This window comes from Nitratireductor sp. J20-h4, assembly GCF_056780505.1.
In genome coordinates this window covers 2,120,897-2,139,797 of sequence record NZ_CM165557.1, presented here as the reverse complement: position 1 = coordinate 2,139,797, position 18,901 = coordinate 2,120,897, and the positions used below count along the sequence as shown (strand labels likewise).

17 protein-coding genes are annotated in these 18,901 nt (G+C 66.7%); 12 read left to right on the top strand and 5 right to left on the bottom strand.

Annotation, left to right across the window (positions count from 1 at the left end; all coding sequences use genetic code 11):
• Positions 1-170: 170 nt before the first annotated feature.
• From ccoG to ccoS, 4 genes are read left to right on the top strand one after another with little or no spacing between them, the layout of a single operon-like run.
• A complete protein-coding gene (gene ccoG / locus ACT2B0_RS10460; RefSeq protein ID WP_473464408.1) occupies positions 171-1,727 on the top strand; it encodes a cytochrome c oxidase accessory protein CcoG in 1,557 nt (518 codons plus the stop codon).
• A complete protein-coding gene (locus ACT2B0_RS10455) occupies positions 1,727-2,224 on the top strand; it encodes a FixH family protein (RefSeq protein WP_473464406.1) in 498 nt (165 codons plus the stop codon). The genes ccoG and ACT2B0_RS10455 overlap by 1 nt, the downstream gene beginning before the upstream one ends.
• Positions 2,221-4,509, top strand: a complete 2,289-nt coding sequence (locus ACT2B0_RS10450; protein ID WP_473464403.1) for a heavy metal translocating P-type ATPase — start codon at positions 2,221-2,223, stop codon at positions 4,507-4,509. The genes ACT2B0_RS10455 and ACT2B0_RS10450 overlap by 4 nt, the downstream gene beginning before the upstream one ends.
• Positions 4,506-4,694 carry a cbb3-type cytochrome oxidase assembly protein CcoS gene (gene ccoS, locus ACT2B0_RS10445; RefSeq protein WP_473464401.1) on the top strand — a complete coding sequence of 63 codons (189 nt, stop codon included), beginning with the start codon at positions 4,506-4,508 and terminating at the stop codon, positions 4,692-4,694. The genes ACT2B0_RS10450 and ccoS overlap by 4 nt, the downstream gene beginning before the upstream one ends.
• 145 nt (positions 4,695-4,839) lie before the next feature.
• Here ccoS and ACT2B0_RS10440 read toward each other — a convergent pair whose 3' ends face one another.
• The 3 genes from ACT2B0_RS10440 to ACT2B0_RS10430 all read right to left on the bottom strand — a co-directional run bounded on the left by ACT2B0_RS10440 (position 4,840) and on the right by ACT2B0_RS10430 (position 7,384).
• Positions 4,840-5,811: an alpha/beta hydrolase gene (locus tag ACT2B0_RS10440; protein WP_473464398.1), complete on the bottom strand. Its 972-nt coding sequence runs from the start codon at positions 5,809-5,811 to the stop codon at positions 4,840-4,842.
• An 83-nt stretch (positions 5,812-5,894) separates the two neighbouring features.
• Positions 5,895-6,695 carry an SDR family NAD(P)-dependent oxidoreductase gene (locus tag ACT2B0_RS10435; RefSeq protein WP_473464396.1) on the bottom strand — a complete coding sequence of 267 codons (801 nt, stop codon included), beginning with the start codon at positions 6,693-6,695 and terminating at the stop codon, positions 5,895-5,897.
• Positions 6,696-6,739: 44 nt separating this feature from the next.
• The gene (locus ACT2B0_RS10430) at positions 6,740-7,384 is read right to left on the bottom strand and encodes a ChrR family anti-sigma-E factor (RefSeq protein ID WP_473464393.1); all 645 of its coding nucleotides are present in this window, start codon (positions 7,382-7,384) and stop codon (positions 6,740-6,742) included.
• A gap of 273 nt (positions 7,385-7,657) precedes the next feature.
• On the opposite strand from ACT2B0_RS10430, the gene ACT2B0_RS10425 reads away from it, so the two are divergent.
• The 6 genes from ACT2B0_RS10425 to ACT2B0_RS10400 all read left to right on the top strand — a co-directional run bounded on the left by ACT2B0_RS10425 (position 7,658) and on the right by ACT2B0_RS10400 (position 14,713).
• Positions 7,658-8,692 carry a cysteine synthase A gene (locus ACT2B0_RS10425; protein WP_473464391.1) on the top strand — a complete coding sequence of 345 codons (1,035 nt, stop codon included), beginning with the start codon at positions 7,658-7,660 and terminating at the stop codon, positions 8,690-8,692.
• Positions 8,692-9,432, top strand: coding sequence for an alanyl-tRNA editing protein (locus tag ACT2B0_RS10420; protein ID WP_473464389.1), 741 nt, complete (start codon positions 8,692-8,694; stop codon positions 9,430-9,432). Before ACT2B0_RS10425 ends, ACT2B0_RS10420 begins: the two co-directional genes overlap by 1 nt.
• Positions 9,433-9,657: 225 nt before the next feature.
• Positions 9,658-10,509, top strand: coding sequence for a 3-mercaptopyruvate sulfurtransferase (gene sseA, locus ACT2B0_RS10415; RefSeq protein ID WP_473464386.1), 852 nt, complete (start codon positions 9,658-9,660; stop codon positions 10,507-10,509).
• Positions 10,510-10,511: 2 nt separating this feature from the next.
• Positions 10,512-11,039, top strand: coding sequence for a GNAT family N-acetyltransferase (locus ACT2B0_RS10410; RefSeq protein WP_473464383.1), 528 nt, complete (start codon positions 10,512-10,514; stop codon positions 11,037-11,039).
• An 83-nt stretch (positions 11,040-11,122) separates the two neighbouring features.
• Positions 11,123-11,593: a DUF1203 domain-containing protein gene (locus ACT2B0_RS10405; RefSeq protein ID WP_473464380.1), complete on the top strand. Its 471-nt coding sequence runs from the start codon at positions 11,123-11,125 to the stop codon at positions 11,591-11,593.
• A gap of 285 nt (positions 11,594-11,878) precedes the next feature.
• Complete coding sequence (locus ACT2B0_RS10400) at positions 11,879-14,713, top strand: caspase family protein (protein WP_473464377.1); 2,835 nt, start codon at positions 11,879-11,881, stop codon at positions 14,711-14,713.
• A 129-nt stretch (positions 14,714-14,842) separates the two neighbouring features.
• On the opposite strand, the gene ald is transcribed toward ACT2B0_RS10400, so the two are convergent.
• On the bottom strand, positions 14,843-15,958 hold the full coding sequence (gene ald, locus ACT2B0_RS10395; RefSeq protein WP_473464375.1) for an alanine dehydrogenase: 1,116 nt from the start codon (positions 15,956-15,958) through the stop codon (positions 14,843-14,845).
• A 155-nt stretch (positions 15,959-16,113) separates the two neighbouring features.
• Here ald and ACT2B0_RS10390 point away from each other — a divergent pair, with 155 nt between their 5' ends.
• On the top strand, positions 16,114-16,587 hold the full coding sequence (locus tag ACT2B0_RS10390; RefSeq protein WP_473464372.1) for an Lrp/AsnC family transcriptional regulator: 474 nt from the start codon (positions 16,114-16,116) through the stop codon (positions 16,585-16,587).
• Between the two features lie 162 nt (positions 16,588-16,749).
• Positions 16,750-17,502: an SDR family oxidoreductase gene (locus tag ACT2B0_RS10385; protein ID WP_473464369.1), complete on the top strand. Its 753-nt coding sequence runs from the start codon at positions 16,750-16,752 to the stop codon at positions 17,500-17,502.
• A 24-nt stretch (positions 17,503-17,526) separates the two neighbouring features.
• Here the strand turns inward: ACT2B0_RS10385 and ACT2B0_RS10380 are convergent, their stop codons facing one another.
• Positions 17,527-18,855: a mechanosensitive ion channel family protein gene (locus ACT2B0_RS10380; protein ID WP_473464366.1), complete on the bottom strand. Its 1,329-nt coding sequence runs from the start codon at positions 18,853-18,855 to the stop codon at positions 17,527-17,529.
• Positions 18,856-18,901: the final 46 nt, after the last annotated feature.

The following is an 18,901-nucleotide window of genomic DNA, read 5'->3' as shown; positions in this document are numbered from 1 at the left end:
CCGGCTTCGCGCCGGGCCCCTTTTTTATCTTTAGTCGGCCTTGTTGACCTGAATCAAGGTCGGCGCGATATGGATCGGGCATTTCCAGCCTGCCGCGGCCGTGCACGGGCCGAGCAGTCCCGCCCTGTTCCGTGCCGAGTGACCGCGGCACGTCTGCCCAGGAGACGAGAATGCTGAATACGAGCGAAGTCGAACGCCACGAGGCGGAGGCTGTCAATTCGGCCAAGGTGCGCCAGCCGCTCTACGCCGCACGCAAGAAGATCTTTCCCAAACGGGCCAGCGGCCAGTTCCGGCGCTTCAAATGGCTGGTGATGCTGGTCACGCTCGGCATCTACTACCTGACGCCATGGCTGCGCTGGGACCGCGGGCCCTACGCGCCGGACCAGGCGGTGCTGATCGATCTCGCCAATCGACGGTTCTATTTCTTTTTCATCGAAATCTGGCCGCAGGAGTTCATCTTCGTGGCCGGCCTGCTGGTGATGGCCGGTGTCGGCCTGTTCCTGATCACCTCCACGGTGGGGCGCGCCTGGTGCGGATATACCTGTCCGCAGACGGTCTGGGTCGACCTGTTTCTGGTTGTCGAGCGCTGGGTCGAAGGGGACCGCAACGCGCGCATCAAGCTCGACAAGGCCGACTGGGGCACCGGCAAGATCGCCAAGCGGGTCGCAAAACATGCGATCTGGCTGGTGATCGCGGTGGCGACCGGCGGTGCGTGGATCTTCTATTTCGCCGATGCGCCCGGCCTTGTGGTCGATTTCGCGCGCGGCGAGGCGGCGCCGGTGGCCTACATCACCGTCGCCATCCTCACCGCCACCACCTATGTGTTCGGCGGGCTGATGCGCGAACAGGTGTGCACCTATATGTGCCCGTGGCCGCGCATCCAGGCGGCGATGCTCGACGAAAACTCGCTGACCGTGACCTATAATGACTGGCGCGGCGAACCGCGCACGCGCGGCGCCAAGAAGGCTGCGGCCGCGGGCCAGACGGTCGGCGACTGCGTGGACTGCAATGCCTGCGTGGCGGTGTGCCCGATGGGCATCGACATTCGCGACGGCCAGCAGCTCGAATGCATCACCTGTGCGTTGTGCATCGACGCCTGCGACGCGGTTATGGACAAGATCGGCAAGGAGCGCGGCCTGATCTCCTACGCCACGCTGGACGAATATGATGCCAACATGTCCCTTGCGACCCTTGGCCGCACCGCGCCGATCGACCCGCGGCGGGTGCGCGACGACAGCGGCGGCCTGTCGGACAAGGTCCGCCATTTCCGTCTGCGCCAGCTCTTTCGCCCGCGTACCTTCGTCTATTTCGGCATGTGGGGGCTGATCGGCGTCGTGCTGCTCTACGCGCTGTTTTCGCGCGACCGGCTCGAGGTCAACGTGTTGCACGACCGCAATCCGCAGTTCGTCACGCTGGCCGATGGCTCGATCCGCAACGGCTATACGGTCAAGCTCTTGAACATGATCCCCGAGCCGCGCGTGATCTTCCTGTCGCTCGACGGCCTGCCGGGCGCCACGATGACGGCGAACGGCATCGACCAGCCGGAAGGGCGGTCGATGGTGATTCCGGTTGAACCCGACCGGCTGCGGACGCTAAAAATCTTCGTGCGCCAGCCGCAGGACCTGATCGACGGCACGACGCAGCGTTTCCGCTTTGTCGCCGAGGACAAGGCGAGTTTCGAAAGCGACGCCTACACCGCGACGTTCAATGCGCCGGAGGCGAGGTGATGAAGTCCCGCACACGCCCCAAGGGCGAATTCACCGGTCGGCACATGTTGTTCATCATGCTTGCCTTTTTCGGGACCATCATCGCCGTGAACCTGACCATGGCGACGTTTGCGAACCGGAGCTGGACGGGCCTGGTGGTCAAGAATTCCTATGTCGCCAGCCAGCAGTTCAACGACAAGGCGGCGCTTGCCCGCGCGCAGCAGGCGCTGGGCTGGCACGGCGAGCTGACAATCGCTGACGGCATGGTGCGCTACCGTCTGACCGACCGATCCGGCGATCCGGTGTCGGTCGAGACCGTGCGCATGGTCTTCCGCCGGCCCGTGTCGGAACAGGGCGATCGCACGCTGACGCTCGCGCGCGACGGCACGGGCGATTTCGCCGGAACGATCGAGATCGCCGATGGCGGCTGGATCGTGGAAATCCTGACCGATATCGGCCAGGCCGATCCCTATCGCCAGGTCGAGCGGGTCCGCGTCGCCGGGGGCAGAATCAGATGAGCTGCTGCGCACCGGGCGTTGAGGGGGCAGGGCGCGACGACGTTCCCGCCGGCCCCGGCCCGGAGGAGCTGCGCATGAGCAGCCGCGACCTCGGCGGCGGGGTGCGCCAGAGCGATCTATCCGTGCCGGCGATCCATTGCGGCGGCTGCATCCACACGATCGAAACCGCGCTTGGCCGGCTCGACGGCGTGGAGGAGGCGCGCGTCAATCTGTCGACCAAGCGGGTGCGGGTGCGCTGGCGCGACGACACGCAGCCGGCGATCGTGGACACGCTCAACCGCCTCGGCTACGCCGCGCATCTGAGCGACGACGGCACGGCCGGCAAGGACAAGACCCTGTCGGAGCTGGTGCGCGCGCTGGCCGTTGCCGGGTTTGCGGCCGGCAACATCATGTTGTTGTCGGTTTCGGTCTGGTCGGGCGCGGACGGGGCGACGCGCGACCTGTTCCACTGGCTGTCGGCGCTGATCGCGATGCCGGCGCTGTTTTTCGCCGGCGGCATTTTTTACCGATCGGCCTGGGGCGCGCTCAAGCATGGGCGCATGAACATGGACGTGCCGATCGCGCTCGGCGTGTCGCTGGCCTACGGGCTCAGCCTCTACGAGACGATCAATCACGGCCAGCACGCCTATTTCGACGCCTCCGTGTCGCTGCTGTTTTTCCTCCTGATCGGCCGCACGCTCGACCATGTGATGCGCGAACGCGCGCGCGTGGCCGTCAGCGGGCTGGCGCGGATGGCGCCCGGCGGGGCGACGGTGATCGGCGCCGACGGACAGGCGCGGTTTCTGACGCTCGATGAGATCGAACCCGGCATGCGGCTGCGGATCGCGGCCGGCGACCGGGTGCCGGTGGACGGGCGCATCCTGGAGGGACGGTCCGACATCGACGTGTCGCTGGTGACCGGCGAGGGCGCGCCGCAGCCGATGACGGCCGGCGATGCGGTGCGGGCCGGCATGGTCAACCTGACCGGCTCGCTGCTGGTCGAGGCGACGGCGGCGGCGCGCGAGTCCTTCCTGGCCGAAATGGTGCGGCTGATGGAGGCGGCCGAAGGCGGCCGCGCGCGCTATCGGCGCATCGCCGACCGCGCCTCCGCGCTTTATTCGCCGCTGGTCCATCTCGCCGCGTTGGCGACCTTTGTCGGCTGGATGGCGGCGACGGGAGACTGGCACCGCGCGATCACCATCGCCATCGCCGTCCTGATCATCACCTGTCCCTGCGCGCTCGGCCTGGCCGTACCGATCGTTCAGGTCGTCGCCGCGCGGCGACTGTTCGAACGGGGCGTGATGGTCAAGGACGGATCGGGCATGGAACGGCTGGCCGAAATCGACACGGTGGTATTCGACAAGACCGGCACGCTGACCGTCGGTCGCCCGGTTGTCGCCGATATGGACCGCATCGACGCGGCGACCGCCGCGCATGTCGCCGCGCTGGCCGCCCATTCGCGCCATCCCGTCTCGCGCGCGCTGGCGCTGGCCTTCGACAACCCGCAGGGCAAGGCGCCGGCTTTCACCGATATCGAGGAAGTGCCGGGCCGCGGCATCGAGGGCCGGTCGGACGGCAGTCTCTACCGGCTGGGACGCGCGGGCTGGGCATGCAAGGGCGCCGACGCGGGGACGAGCGCGGACGCCGGCGATCCGGTGCTGGCGCGGGACGGCACAATCCTGGCGCGGTTTGGCATGCGCGACCGGCTGCGCGCCGATGCCGGTGCCGCGCTCGCAGCATTGCGGGACCAAGGGTTCGACATCGAACTGCTGAGCGGCGACACGGCCGCCAACGCCAACACCGTGGCAGCGGAGCTCGGGATCGCGACCGTGCGCGCCGGCGTGCTGCCCGGCGACAAGGCCGAGAGGCTGGCGCGCCTGGCAGCCGACGGCCACAAGGCGCTGATGGTCGGCGACGGGCTCAACGACGCGCCGGCGCTGGCGGCGGCCCATGTCTCGGTGGCCCCGGCGACGGCGGCCGATATCGGGCGCAACGCCGCCGATTTCGTGTTTCTGCACGACAGCCTTCAGGCGGTGCCGTTCGCGATCACGATCGCGCGCCGGGCCGACCGGCTGGTGCGGCAGAATTTCGGCCTCGCCATCGCCTATAACGTGATCGCGGTGCCGATCGCCGTCGCCGGCTTCGTCACCCCGCTGATCGCCGCGGCGGCGATGTCGTTGTCCTCGCTGCTGGTGATCGCCAATGCGCTGCGGCTGCGGGGCGGCAAGGCCGCCGCGAAAGCCGACGCGTTTGTTTCGGACCGGGCCCCGGTTGCTGCCGCGCCGGTCGCCGGCAAGACGGCATGATCAATCTCGCCATCCTGATACCGGTCGCGCTTTTTCTGGGCGTGGTCGGTCTTGCCGCCTTTTTGTGGTCGCTCAGGAGCGGGCAGTACGACGATCTCGACGGCGCGGCCGAACGCATCCTGCACGACGACGAGGAAAAACCGGTCGAGGACGAACGCGGCGGGGATGGGGGCCCGCAGTCCTGACCAGGCTCGCCTGGCCGCGTCCGGGAGGCAGACTGAGACATGAGCGGAGGCTTGTGGGCCGACAGCGGCTCCAGAGCCGTTTTCTGACTTATTGTTTTAACGTGTTTTTGAATGGTGAACCGGCTTCCGCTGCGCCCGGAAACGCCTACTCGGCGTGCGCGCGCACCCACTCGACGATCCAGTCAACGACCCGGTCATTATTGTCGGGCGACAGCGCGTCGCCGGCGATCACGTGATGGGACGGGTCGTCGCTTTGTTCGACCGTGCGCAGCTCGTGCGCAGCCCCCCAGCGTCCGGCGATTTCGCGGGTGATGGCGGGCCGCACGACCTTGTCCTGATCGGACAGTATGAACAGCGCCGGGGCCGTCGCTTTTTCCACCGGGGCCGCCGCGGCCAGTTCGACCATCGCCGCCATCGGCAGCAGCGCCTCGGTGGGATAACGCGTGGTCCAGAAGCGGCCATGCGCGTCGTTGAGCGGCTCGAAGCCACGCTCGTCGCCGGCGACGAGCTTGGCGATCCGCAGGCCCCAGGGGCCCGCCAGGAAGCCGGCGCCGCCGGCCTGCACGCCGAAATTGGGCGAGATCAGCACATAGCCGGCAACGCTCTTAGCCAGGTCCGGCCGGGTCGCCGCCCAGGCGGCGATCGAGGCGCCGGTCGAGACGGCGACCACCACGACGCGCTCACCCAGCCGGCGGCCGATCGCCAGCGCTTCGGCATAGTCGTCGACCCAGGCTTTGACGCTCGCCTCGGCCATTGCCGGGCCGTCGCGGCCGTGACCGGTCAGGCGGGTGAAGAACAGATTGGCGCCGAGCGTCGCGGCGACGCGGTCGGGCACCGGCCTCATCTCGCCCTTGGAGGCGGAAAACCCATGCACGTAGACAATGGCGAGCGGCGTGCGGGCGCGCGAAGCGGGGAACGCCCACACGATCTGCTTTTCAGCGCCGGGGCGCAGGTTGGGCACGCGGGCTTCCTTGTCGGCGAGCCAGGTTTCGACATCCTGGCCGATCGCGGCGGGGTCGAAGCTGATCGTGGTGTCGCGTGCCACGCGCGGTCCCAGGAACCAGGCCGCCGCTCCCGCAGCGATCACAACCGCGACGAAACCGATCATGCGCCGCATGTGCTCCTCCGTTTCCTTGCCGTTAGAGCAATAGGACGGCTGGGCAGGCCGCGCAATCGCGCGCGGTCGTACGGCACGCGGTTCTAGGTTTTTCGGGGTCGCCGGTGCCAGCCGGTGGCGCGGCGAACGACCGCGAAATAGGCGGGATACGGCAGCAGCGCGAGCAGTTTGAGCGCCCAGGTGAAGCGGCGCGGGAAGGACACCTCGAAACCGCCCGCGCGCAAGCCGTCGCGGATGCGCCGCGCGGCGGCCTCCACGCTCATCAGGGCCGGCATGGCGAAGCGGTTCTGTTTCGTGAGCGGGGTCGCCACGAAGCCCGGATTGAAAACCTGGATGCGGATATTGAGCGGATCGAAGTCGAATTTCAGACCGGCCGCCATGGTGTTGAGGGCGGCCTTGGTCGCGCCGTAGGCGGCGGCGCGCGGCAATCCGCCATAGCTGGAGGCCGAACCGACAATGGCGATGTGGCCCCGGCCTCGGGCCTTCATCTGCTCGACGACCGGCACGAGGCCGAACACCGTGCCGAACACGTTGATCGTGAACGTGTCGACGAATTCGCGTGTGCCCAGGGCCTCGCCGCGAGTGGGAAAATAGTCTCCGGCGTTGAAGATGGCGAGCGCGATCGGTCCGCAGTCGCGTTCGATCGCCGCCACCGTGGCCGCCATGGCGTCCTCGTCGGTGACATCGCAGGCGAAAGCCTGGATTCGGCCGGCGAGCGGCCCGGCCTCGCGCGCGAGTTCGTCAAGCCGCTCCGCGCGCCGGGCGGTGACGGCGACGGCGTAACCCTCGCGGGCGAGTTCGAGCGCCAGAAGCCGGCCGATGCCGCTGCTTGCGCCCGTCACCCAGGCGATGCCATCCTGCGGTCCGGCGCGATAAAGGGACATCGAAAACCTCGTCGGGTGCGGTTGGGAAATTCGGCGCGGCGGCGTCAGCCGCCGATGATGTCGATCAGCCTGCGGCCGAGCGGGCCGGTCAGGCGCAGCGGCGCGTCGGTGACGGCCACGCCGATGCAGGGCCGGTCCGTCTCGGCGACCGGACGATGCTCGACCGCTTCGTCGGCGATCGCGATGTCGCCGCGGCCGTAGCGGCCATTAATGTCGTTGAAGGCACCGTCGAGCACCAACGTCAGTTCCAGCCCGCCATGGGTATGACACGGAATGGCGCGGCCGGGGCGGATCCAGAACAGATTGATATGGCAGCCGTCGAATTCGCCGACATCGTGCTCGCGGAAGCCGGGCATTTTGGTGCGCCAGGGTACGTCGGCGACATCGAAACCGACGAAATCGCGCAGCGCGGGCGGAAACAGACCGACTTGTTGCTGCGGCACCATGGGAGGCGCGGCCGGTTCGGGGCCGTCGAGCAGGGAGGCGAGGAGCCGGTCGCGGTCCGACAGGGGGATCGGTTGGGCCTGCGACAGACCGAGCCCGCCCAGCCGTTCCAGATCGCCGGCAAAGCCGCGATTATGGTCGCTGAGTTGCAGATGGGCGGCTACCAGCACATGCGCCGGCAGCGGCAGGGTGCCGGCTACGTGGCTTGCGATCAGCGAATCAACGGTCTGTGCGGCGGACGTCATGGGACCTCGAGTGGCTGGCCGTGCGCGAATACCGGGTTCGATCCGGTCCTGTGCGCCGTTCTTGTGCCACATACGGACGGCGGCTCCAACCGGATCAACCGGGCAATCCGATCCGGGCGGTGCGCCGGTGTGGCAGCAAAATAATCGCTGTTTGGCCGGTTTCGGCAAAAAAACGCGTCTTGAAAGCCTCCTGTCGCCTGCTTAGACCTGAACGAGGAAGAATGCCGCCCTTCACTCCGGTGCGCGGCCCTTAGGCAGACGAAGGAAGAAAACATGGACCGATCGGTGATCGACGCCATCGGAAACACGCCGCTGATCAGGCTGAAGCGTGCTTCGGAGGAGACCGGCTGCGAGATTCTCGGCAAGGCGGAATTCATGAATCCGGGCCAGTCGGTGAAGGACCGGGCCGGCCTGTTCATCGTGCGCGATGCCGAAAAGCGCGGGCTGTTGCGGCCGGGCGGGCTGATCGTGGAAGGGACGGCCGGCAATACCGGTATCGGGCTGACGCTGGTGGCCCGCGCGCTCGGCTACCGCACCGCGATCGTCATTCCCGAAACCCAGAGCCAGGAGAAGAAGGACGCCATCCGCATTCTCGGCGCGGAATTGATCGAGGTGCCGGCGGTTCCCTACAGGAACCCGAACAACTACGTGAAACTGTCTGCCCGATTGGCCGAGCAACTGGCCAGAACCGAGCCCAACGGCGCGATCTGGGCCAATCAGTTCGACAATGTCGCCAATCGCCAGGGCCATGTCGAAACCACTGCGGTCGAAATCTGGCAACAGACCGTGGGCAAGGTCGACGGTTTCGTCGCCTCCGTCGGCAGCGGCGGTACGCTGGCCGGCATCGCCGAGGGGCTGCGGGCGCACAACAAGGACGTCAAGATCGCACTCGCCGACCCGATGGGGGCCGCGCTTTATTCCTATTACACCGAAGGGGAGCTGAAATCGGAAGGCTCCTCGATCACCGAGGGCATCGGCCAGGGGCGCATCACGGCCAATTTGGAAGGGTTCGCGCCCGACTTTTCCTATCGGATCGCCGACGACGAGGCGCTCGGGATCATTTTCGATCTCGTCCGCGAAGAGGGCCTGTGCATGGGCGGCTCGACCGGTATCAACATAGCCGGCGCGGTGCGCCTGGCTCGCGAGATCGGTCCCGGCCATACCATCGTGACCGTGCTGTGCGATTACGGCTCCCGCTACCAGTCGAAACTGTTCAATCCGGACTTTCTGCGCAGCAAGTCGTTGCCGGTGCCCGACTGGATCGAAAAGACGAGCGAGATAAGCGTGCCTTACGAAGAGGTGGCGTGATGGTTGCCGAAACCGAGGCGCTGTTTCGCGAGGATGCCTATCTGTCGACGGCAGAAGGCGCGGTGACGGGGCTCAACGAGCGCGGCGGGATCGTTCTCGACAGGACGAACTTTTACGCCACGTCGGGCGGCCAGCCCGGCGATACCGGTTTTTTCGAACGCGCCGACGGATCGCGGATCGCGATTGCCGGCACGATCACCGGCCAGACCAAGGACGAGATCGTTCATCTGCCGGCCCCGGACGCGGCCCGGCCGGAAATCGGCGAGACGCTGGTGCTGCATATCGACTGGGCGCGGCGCTACAGGCTGATGCGCATGCATACCGCCTGTCACCTGCTGAGCGTGGTGTGTCCTTATCCGATCACCGGCGCGGCGGTCGGCGAGGAGGAATCGCGGGTCGATTTCGACCTGCCCGACGCCGGCGTGACCAAGGAGGGCGTGACGGCGCAGATGATGGCGCTGGTTACGGCCAATCATCCGATCTTTACCCAATGGATCGGCGAGGACGAACTCGCCGCCAATCCGGGCCTGGTGAAATCCAAGAACGTGCGCCCGCCGGCGGGTTCGGGCCGTATCCGGCTGGTGTGCATCGGCGCCGAGGCGGCGGTCGACAGCCAACCCTGCGGCGGCACGCATGTGTCGGAGACCCAGGAAGTGGGCGAAATCCATATCGGCAAGATCGAGAAGAAGGGGCGCGAAAACCGTCGTTTCCGCATCCGGTTCGGCCCGCTGCCGGCCTGACTGCCGGATCAAGGGTCAGACCGGAGTGCGGGCAGTGCGTGCCGGTCCACAACATCACGCGCCGTCCCGCCAGAACCGTTGCGGGGCCGCGCGAGTTGTTCTTGCCGGCGGTTTCGCGAATAAACGACCGCCCGGCTGGCATGCGGCTTTTCGCGGGGCGGCAAAAATGCGACAGGAATGGGGAATGTTTCGCCGCCGGCGGCGGCCCTGAACCGGGTGATCGAGATGACCGACAATGGAGCCTTCTTCGTCACGACCGAGTGGCTGGCCGAACATCTGAACGATCCGGGCCTGTCGATCGTCGACGCGTCCTGGTATCTGCCGGCGCAGGGCCGCGACGCGCGCGCCGAATATGACGCCGGCCACATTCCCCGCGCGGTGTTTTTCGATCACGATCTGGTCGTCGATCCGGATTCGGACCTGCCGCACGCGCTGCCGTCGCCGCGGACCTTTGCCACCTTTGCCGCCTCGATGGGCATTTCGGCCCGCGACACGATCGTGGTCTATGACGGGCCGGGCCTGTTTTCCTCGGCCCGCGCCTGGTGGATGTTCCGCGTCATGGGCGCCAGGACGGTCCGCATTCTGGAAGGCGGGATCGATCGCTGGAAAGCGGAGGGACGGTTCGTGACAGCAAAGCCGACCAAGGTCGCCTCCTGCCTGTTCGAGACCGATTTCGACGAAAGCCGTGTGGCGACGCTGGATGACATGCGCCGGATCGTGGAGCAGGGCACGAGCCAGATCGCGGATGCGCGCTCGCCGGGGCGTTTTGCCGGCAGCGAGCCGGAGCCGCGCCAGGGCGTGCGCTCGGGTCACATGCCCGGCGCGCGCAACGTGCCGGCGATGTCGTTGGCCGAAAACGGCGCCCTGCTGCCGCCAGCGGCCTTGAGGCAGGCCTTCGAGGCGGCCGGCATCGACCTGTCGCGGCCGGTGGTGACCTCCTGCGGTTCGGGGGTGACGGCGGCCGTGCTTGCGCTGGCGCTGGAGACGCTCGGTCATGGCGACGCCCGGCTTTACGACGGGTCGTGGACGGAATGGGGCAGCCGCGACGATACGCCGGTCGAAACCGGCGAACCGTGACCATGGCGCGAACGAAGACGCTTAAGGCGCGCGTCACCCATCTGGAAATGACCGCGCCGCCGGGCAAGCCGGTTTCGATGCCGCTCGGGCCGCGGCTCGCCATGATGCGCGTCGGGTCCGTTCCGCTGCATTTTTACCGTTATCTCTACGAACAGGTCGGCCGGCCGCATCACTGGTCGCTGCGCCGGAACTGTTCGGACGCCGCGCTCGCCGAGGCCGTGCACGGGCCGGCGACCGAGATCGAGGTGCTTTACGTCGACGGCGCGCCGGCCGGGTTTTTTGAGCTCGACCTGTCGCGTCTCGCCGGCGAGGTCGAAATCCTCTATTTCGGGCTGATGCCGGAGTTTCAGGGTCGCGGGCTGGCGCGCTTCTTCCTGTCGGGCGCGATCGATGCCGCCTGGGCGCACGATCCCAAAAAAGTCACCATCCACACCAACACGCTCGACAGTCCGCGCGCGCTGCAACTCTACCAGAAAATGGGCTTCGTTGCGGTCTCCTGGGCGGAGGAGGTCGTCGAGCCGTGGACGTGAGGGCGTGTCGGCATGGCCGGAATCGGGTGGCGGCGCGGCACGGACGGCCTTAGCGCTGGACCTTCCATTCCAGGAGGTCACCGATGCTTTTTCGTTTTGTCGCCCTGCCCACCGACGCGGTCCGCGCGCTGCAGGCCGGCGGTCCCGACGCCTACGGTCATGTGGCTGAGCGGCGCATGTCCGATGGGGACGGCATACCGTGCCGCCACTGCCTGACGACCGTCGGCAAGGGCGAAGCCTATCTGACCCTCGCCTACCGGCCGTTTCCCGCGTTGCAGCCCTACGCCGAGACGGGACCGATCTTCCTGCACGCCGACCCATGCCGACGGGCGCCCGAGACCGACATCGTGCCGGCGATGTTGCAGGCCACGCCGCGCTATATCCTGCGTGGTTACGGTCCCGACGACCGCATCGTCTACGGCTCCGGCAGCGTCGTGCCGACGCACCAGATCTGCATGTATGCGCATGAATTGCTGCAACGGCCCGAGATCGCCTATCTGCACATACGCTCGGCCAGCAATAATTGTTATCAGGTGCGCGTGGAACGCGCCTGAGGCCGGCGTTTCGGCTGTCCGTTTCGAAAGACCCGGCGACCGAAACCCCAGAGGCAACGGGCGGCGCGGCGTGAGCCCGCCAGACCGGTCCGCTTCGTGAGAGCCGCTGTACAAAGTTTCGCCGCGTTGCGGATTTCCGTCGGCGGATCGCGGAAAAAAGACATCGTTCGTGCGGCTCGAAGCGACGAATTCGGTCTGTTTTGCGGGAAAATCTCGTGATTTCGCCATTTTTTCCGATAGACTGGTTGGTAGACAAACGGAGCGAAACCGGCGCGTGGGGGCTACATGCGCAAGCTGTTGTTCATCCTCTTCCTAGCGTTCTTCGGAACGGCGGGCGCCTGTTGGGCGCAAAAGCGGGTCGCCCTGGTGATCGGCAACGGTGCGTACGAAGGCACCGGACAATTGGTCAACACGATCAACGACGCCAGCGCGATCGGCGAATCCCTCGAAGCGCTCGGCTTCGACGTCACGCTGGCAAACGACATCGACCGCCGCGCCGCGATTTCCGCGATCGACGCGTTTACCCGGCGGCTGACGGACGCCGACATCGCGTTCCTGTTTTATGCCGGGCACGGCATGCAGATTTCCGGGCGGAACTTCCTGCTGCCGGTCGATGTCGACATATCGAGCGAGCGCGCGCTGCGCTATAGCGCCATCGACATCGGCGAGGTGGTGGCCGAGATGGAAAGCCGGGCGCGGGTGACGCTTGTCGTGCTCGATGCCTGTCGCGACAATCCCTATGTCGACGCCATCGCAAAAACGGTACAGGACGACCGCGCGGCGCGCCCGCTCGAGGGTCTGTCGTTGATGCGGCTTTCGGGCCGCGGCGCGATCATCGCCTATGCGGCGGCCGCCGGCGAGGTGGCCAGCGACGGCACCGGCGACCATTCGCCCTATAGCGAGGCCCTGCTTGAGGAAATCGCCACGCCGGGCGTGGAAGTGGGGCTGATGTTCCGGCGCGCGGCCGGCCGTGTCTTCGAGGCGACGGGCGGCATGCAGCGGCCGGAGCTTCTGGTGCGTCTGGTCGACGAGGTCTACCTGAAACCCGCCCCCGCGGTCGAGGTCGCGATCCAGGACGACACCGGTTCGGCGTCGGCGGCCCGGCCGGTCGCCGACCAGGCGGCGACCCAGCCGGCACCGCCGGCGCCGCAGGAAATCGTGGTGGCCGCGGCGGCGGCCGAAAACGGCGTCGCCGTGCGCTCGACGCGCGCGGAAGGGTTTTTCGGCAACCGCGCCATCCGCAAGCCGGTGTGGGCGGAGAAGGTGGCGGCGCCGGTCGCGCGGGACTACCGCCGCGCCGCGCCGAAACCGATCGTGGAGGCCGACGGCAATGACAGTTATGGCTCGGCCCAGGCCATTCCGCCCGACGCCCGTGTCGAGGGCAGGATCACCCCGCGCGGCGATCGCGACTGGTATCGGCTGACGGTGCCGATCGCCGGCCTGCTGCGCGTCGGCGCCGAGGCGCCGCCGGAAAACATCGACCTTTACGCCCGGCTTTGGAACGCCGATGTCGCCGTTGCCGGCAACTGGCAGGGCGCCCCGCGCGATGGTGGTGCGCTCGACGCCGTTTTCGAGATTCCGGCAGCCGGCGAGTATCGGATCGAGATCGCCGACGGCAACAACAGCGCCGACAGCGCCGCGCCGTTTGCGATCGATTTCGAATTCCTGCCGTCGAACGATCCGCTGGAACCGAACGACACGGTCGGCGCGGCAATGCCGCTGCCGCTGCCCAGCGCTGTCCGTCCGGCGATCTTTCCGCGCGGCGATCGCGACTGGCTGCGGTTCTGGATCGCGCAGCCGGGGCTCTTGAGCGTCGTTGCGGAAAACGTGCCGGACCGTCTCGACATCGCCTTGCGACTGTGGAACCTCGACGGCGACGTGGTGAAGAACTGGCAGCAGCCGGCCCGCGCCGGCGGCGACACCGTGCTGGAGGCGGAACTGGCGGTACCGGGCGTCTACGTGCTGGAGATGGCCGATGGCAACAATGACGCATCGAGCCACGAAACCTTCGACCTGTCGGCCAGCTTCACGCCTGTCGAGGACGAGACCGAGCCGAACGAAAGCTTTGCCGACGCAGCGCCGGTCGAACGCTCCGGCCGGCGCAAGCTGGCGATCTTCCCGCGCGGCGACCGCGACTGGCTCAGCATCGACGTCGAGCAGCCCGGCGAACTGCGCATGCTGGCGACCGGATCGCCGGAACAACTCGATATCCATATGCGGGTGTGGGATTCCAACAAGGACGTGATCCGCAACTGGATCGCGCCGCTCAGACGGGGCGGGGACACCGACGGATTTGTCGACCTGCCGCGTCCCGGCCGTTATTTCGTCGAGATTGCGGACGGTAATTCCGATGCTTCGAGCGCGCGGCTTTTCGAGTACCGGCTGGCGTTCACACCGCAGCCCGACCAGTACGAGCCCAATAACGGGCCGGCTGAGGCGGCGCCATTGACGCCCGGCGGGGAGATCTTATTCAACATCCTGCCCAAGGGCGACCGGGACTGGTTCAGGGTGGAAGTGCCGGCGCAGGGGGAATTGGCGATTTCGATCGACGAGGGCCCCGACAATCTCGATCTGCACTACCGGGTGTGGGACGCCAACCGCGCCGTCATCCGCAATTGGGTGGCGCCTTACCGCAAGGGCGGGCTGACCGAGGGGTTTGTCGATCTGGCTACGGAAGGCAGCTACTTCATCGAGGTCGCGGACGGCAACAACGACGCACGCTCGATCGATCACGCGACGTTGAAGACGGTCTTTACCGCGACCGGGGACCGGTTCGAGCCGAACAACAGTTTCGGCGCGGCGCGGGCCGTGTCTCCCGGAGACATCTTGCATGCCACCATGCTGCCGCGAGGAGACGCCGACTGGTATCTTGTCGACGTACCGCGGGCGGGGGAGCTCTTGGTGGTGATCGACGAGGTCGATCCCGAACTCGATATGCATGTGCGGCTGTGGAACAGCGAGGGCAAGGCGGGTAGCTGGGTCGGGCCGCCGCGCAAGGGCGGCGTTACCGAAGCGCGTCTGCCTGTCGACGGGCCCGGCCATTACAGGCTCGAGGTCAGGGACGGCAACAATGACGCCCGCTCGCCGAACCCGTTCAGGGTCGAGATCGGGTTTCAATAGGTTTCATTCAGACAAGGGATGTTCGTTTCGCATGGACGGCCGCCACGGGGCGATGTCGACGGCCGCCTCGAAAAGACGACCCGCGGCTAGAAGAGCCGCGGGCCGGGAGGAGGGACAACTTTAACCCGCTCAGGCGGCGAGCACGGTCCTGGGTTCGGCCATTTCGTAGCCGAGCGCTTCGGCCACCGCGCGATTGGTGATCTTGCCCCGGTGAACGTTGAGCCCGTTTCTGAGATGGGTGTCGTCGGCCAGCGCACGCAACCCCTTGTCGGCAAGCTGGAGGCCGTAATGCAAGGTGGCGTTGTTGAGCGCGTGGGCGGAGGTGACGGGCACCGCGCCCGGCATGTTGGCCACGCAATAATGGATGATGCCGTCGACCTCGTAGGTCGGCTCGGCGTGGGTGGTGGCGTGCGAGGTCTCGAAGCAACCGCCCTGATCGATCGCGACATCGACCAGGACCGCGCCCTTCTTCATGCCCGACAACATCTCGCGGGTGACCAGCTTCGGCGCCGCGGCGCCCGGGATCAGCACCGCGCCGACGACGATATCGGCCGAAAAACATTCCTCCTCGAGCGCCTCGACGGTCGAATAGCGGGTGTGGATGCGGCCGTTGAAAATGTCGTCGAGCTGACGCAGGCGCGGGATCGAGCGGTCAATGATGCTGACGTCGGCGCCGAGGCCGACCGCCATCTTGGCCGCCTGCAGGCCGACGACGCCGCCGCCGATGATGGCGACCTTGCCCGGCAGCACGCCGGGCACGCCGCCCAGAAGCACGCCGCGGCCGCCATTGGCCTTCTGCAGCGCGGTGGCGCCGGCCTGGATCGCCAGCCGTCCGGCGACTTCCGACATCGGGGCCAGCAGGGGCAGGCCGCCGCGGTCGTCGGTGACGGTCTCATAGGCAATCGCCGTCACGCCCGACTTGACCAGACCCTCGGTCTGGTCCGGATCGGGAGCGAGGTGCAGATAGGTGTAGAGAAGCTGGCCTTCGCGCAGTTGCACCCATTCGCCGGGCTGCGGCTCCTTGACCTTGACCACCATGTCGGCCTTGGCGAAAACCTCCTCGGCGGTCTTGGCGATGCGCGCGCCTGCCGCCTTGTAGGCGCTGTCGTCGGCGCCGATGCCGGTGCCCGCGCCGCTTTGCACCAGCACGTCGTGGCCGTGGGCGATGTATTCGCGTACCGAGCCCGGGGTCAGGCCGACGCGATATTCATGGTTCTTGATTTCCGTCGGGCAGCCCACAAGCATAACAGCTCTCCTCCACCGGTTGCGGGTTGTATTCGGGATGGATGTTGATTAGAGCACATTGCGGTGCGCATGTGTTTGCGAAGTCGCCGAGGGCGCTCGGGAATTTTCGCTGTTCCTTGCGTATTTTAGAAAAAAAATCGAAGATAGTCCCGACTATGAGCCTCGACCGGATCGATTACGCCATTCTCGATACGTTGCAGCGGGACGGCCGGATTTCCAACGCCGCGCTTGCCGAAAAGGTGGGACTGTCGCAGTCGGCCTGCTCGCGGCGGCTCGACAATCTGGAAAAAACCGGGGTCATCCACGGGTATCACGCCAAGCTGTCAAACGCCGCGCTCGGCTACAAAATGACGGCGATCGTACATATTTCGCTGTCGGGCCAGTTCGAGAAGTCGCTGGCCGAGTTCGAGGCGGCCATCAAACGCTGCCCCAACGTACTGTCGTGTCATTTGATGTCGGGCGAATACGATTACGTGATCAGGATCGCGGCGCGCGATCTGGAGGATTACGAGCGCGTGCACAAGGAATGGCTGACGGCGATGCCGCATGTCATCAAGATCAACTCCTCCTTCGCCCTGCGCGAGGTGATCGACCGCACCGGTGTCGGCGTCAGGCCCGACCTCGCCTGACGCATCTGCGTCGTCAGGCCCGCTGCCGGGCGCTGAGCCGCGGTAAGCCAAAACGCGAGCGGATCCTCGAGGGCGGCGACGCCGAACGCCAAAGCGCCACGCGGTGGCAATCCTTGCCGGTTTGTTTCATAAGACGTCGCTAAGATTTATAAGGAGCCAGGCATGAACGAGCTTGCGGGAAAAGTGGTGGTCGTCACCGGCGCCGGGCGCGGTTTGGGGGCTGCCTTCGCCCTGACGCTCGCGGATGCCGGCTGCGAGCTGGTTCTTTGCGGGCGGCGGGTCGCCGATCTCGACGCCATCGCCGGACTGGTTGTTGAACGCGGCGGCACGGCGCCGCAAACGGTGGCACTGGACCTTGCCGACGCGGCGTCGGTGCGACAGGCGGCCTCCCGAATCTGCGCGCTGAAGCAGCGGGTCGACATCCTGATCAACAACGGCGCCATGTGGCTTGAAGCCAGTGCCGAGCCTTATGACGAGGCCGACGTTCTGGCAGTGGTCAATGCCGCCGTGACGGGAACGTTCCTGCTCGTCCAGGGCCTGCGCGCGGCGATGGACAATTCCGACGCGCCGGACGTAGTGACCATTGGCTCGATCAGCGGGCTGCCCAATGCCGCGCTGCAGTCGGTGTCGGTTCCCTTCTATGCCGCCAAGCGCGGACAGGTGGCCCTGGCGGACGGGTTCAGGCAGGCATTTTCGGGGACGAAATTCCGCTCGATCCTGGTGAACCCGCCCTATCTCGACGACGCGCAGCCGGGACAGAACGACTGGGAGGAGGCCGGCATCAGGCGCAAGGGACGGCAGGCCACCAGCCGCGATGTGGTCGAGGCGGCGATCTTCGCCCTGACGCGGCCCCATCACGTCTCGCTCACCATCGAGATCGGCGCGGACGAGGGCGGGCTGTTTGAGACGGCTTGAACAGCGTTGGCCGTCGGTCCCGCGTCAGTCTCGCAGCGGCGGATCAGCCGGTGCGCCGCTCTCGACCCGGACCGGCGTCTTCATGACGATCTCGCGGTGCGGGTAGGGGATCTGGACGCCGTTTTCCTTAAAAGCGTCCCACAGCGCCAAGAGCACCCGGCCACGGACATTGGTCAGGCCCTGCTGGGGGTCGCGGATCCAGAAGCGCAGCACAAAATCCAGCGAGGACTCGCCGAACCCGGTCATCCAGCACACCGGCCGGCGGTCGGCGTCGACACGCCCGACGCTCGCCGCTGCCTCGATCGCCAGCGCGCTGACGGTGTGCGGGTCGGCCTCGTAGGAGACGCCGAAGGCGACGTCGAGGCGCACCAACTCGTCGCTGAACGACCAGTTGATCACCCGCTGGGTGATGAAGTCCTCGTTCGGGATCAGATATTCGCGCCCGTCTCGGGTTACGACGGAGACGAAGCGGGCCCGCAGCTCGCGGATCCAGCCGAATGTGTCGCCGAGCGAGATCGTGTCGCCCGGCTTGACCGACTTGTCGAGCAGGATGATGATGCCGGAGATGAAGTTGGAGACCACTTTCTGCAGGCCGAAACCCAGGCCCACGCCGACCGCGCCGGAAAACACCGTCAGCGCGGTCAAATCGACGCCGACGGCCGACAACGCCACGACGCCGGCGAGCAGCACCAGGCCGATCTTGGCGATCTTGCCGATCAGGACCCGGATCGACGGCGTCAGCTCGGCCGAACTCTGGACGCGGCGCTCGACGAAATTGCCGATCGCATTGGCAAGCCACAGCGCGGCGGTGAGCAGGATGGCGACCTTCAGCACCATCAATGCGGATATACGCAGTTCGCCGACGGGCAGGGCCAGCCGGTCGAGCAACTCTGCGGCGGTGTTGTCGAGCCGCAGGATCACCAGGGCGGCATAAAGCCATAACAGCCAGGCGACCGAGCGCGCGGCGACGCGGTTGCGGATTACCCGCGACGCGACGGAGACCAGAAGCCATACCAGCGCCAGCGAAAACGCGGTCGAAACCAGCCAGCTCCGGCTCGGCCAGGTGAGTTCCCTGAGCGCGGTCAGCGCCACGAACAACAAGAGCACGAAGACGATCCAGTCGGTGCGGCGGATCGTGGCCACGGCGATCCGCAACAGGCCGGGCTGGCCCTTGATGTGCCGCGCCAGGCCCTCGAGCCTGGTTTCCAGCGCCCGGCCGACCGGCTTGGCCAGCGCGAACAGCAGCACGATGAGCCCGACCTGATAGAAGAACCATGCATCGGAGGCGTAGCGGATGGCGGTTTCGACAAAAACCGCGAGGCGATCAGCCAGAATTTGCACGTAATCGGTCATCGCATCCAAATCGCCCTTCGGCCGTTGCCGCGGCACACGCCGCACG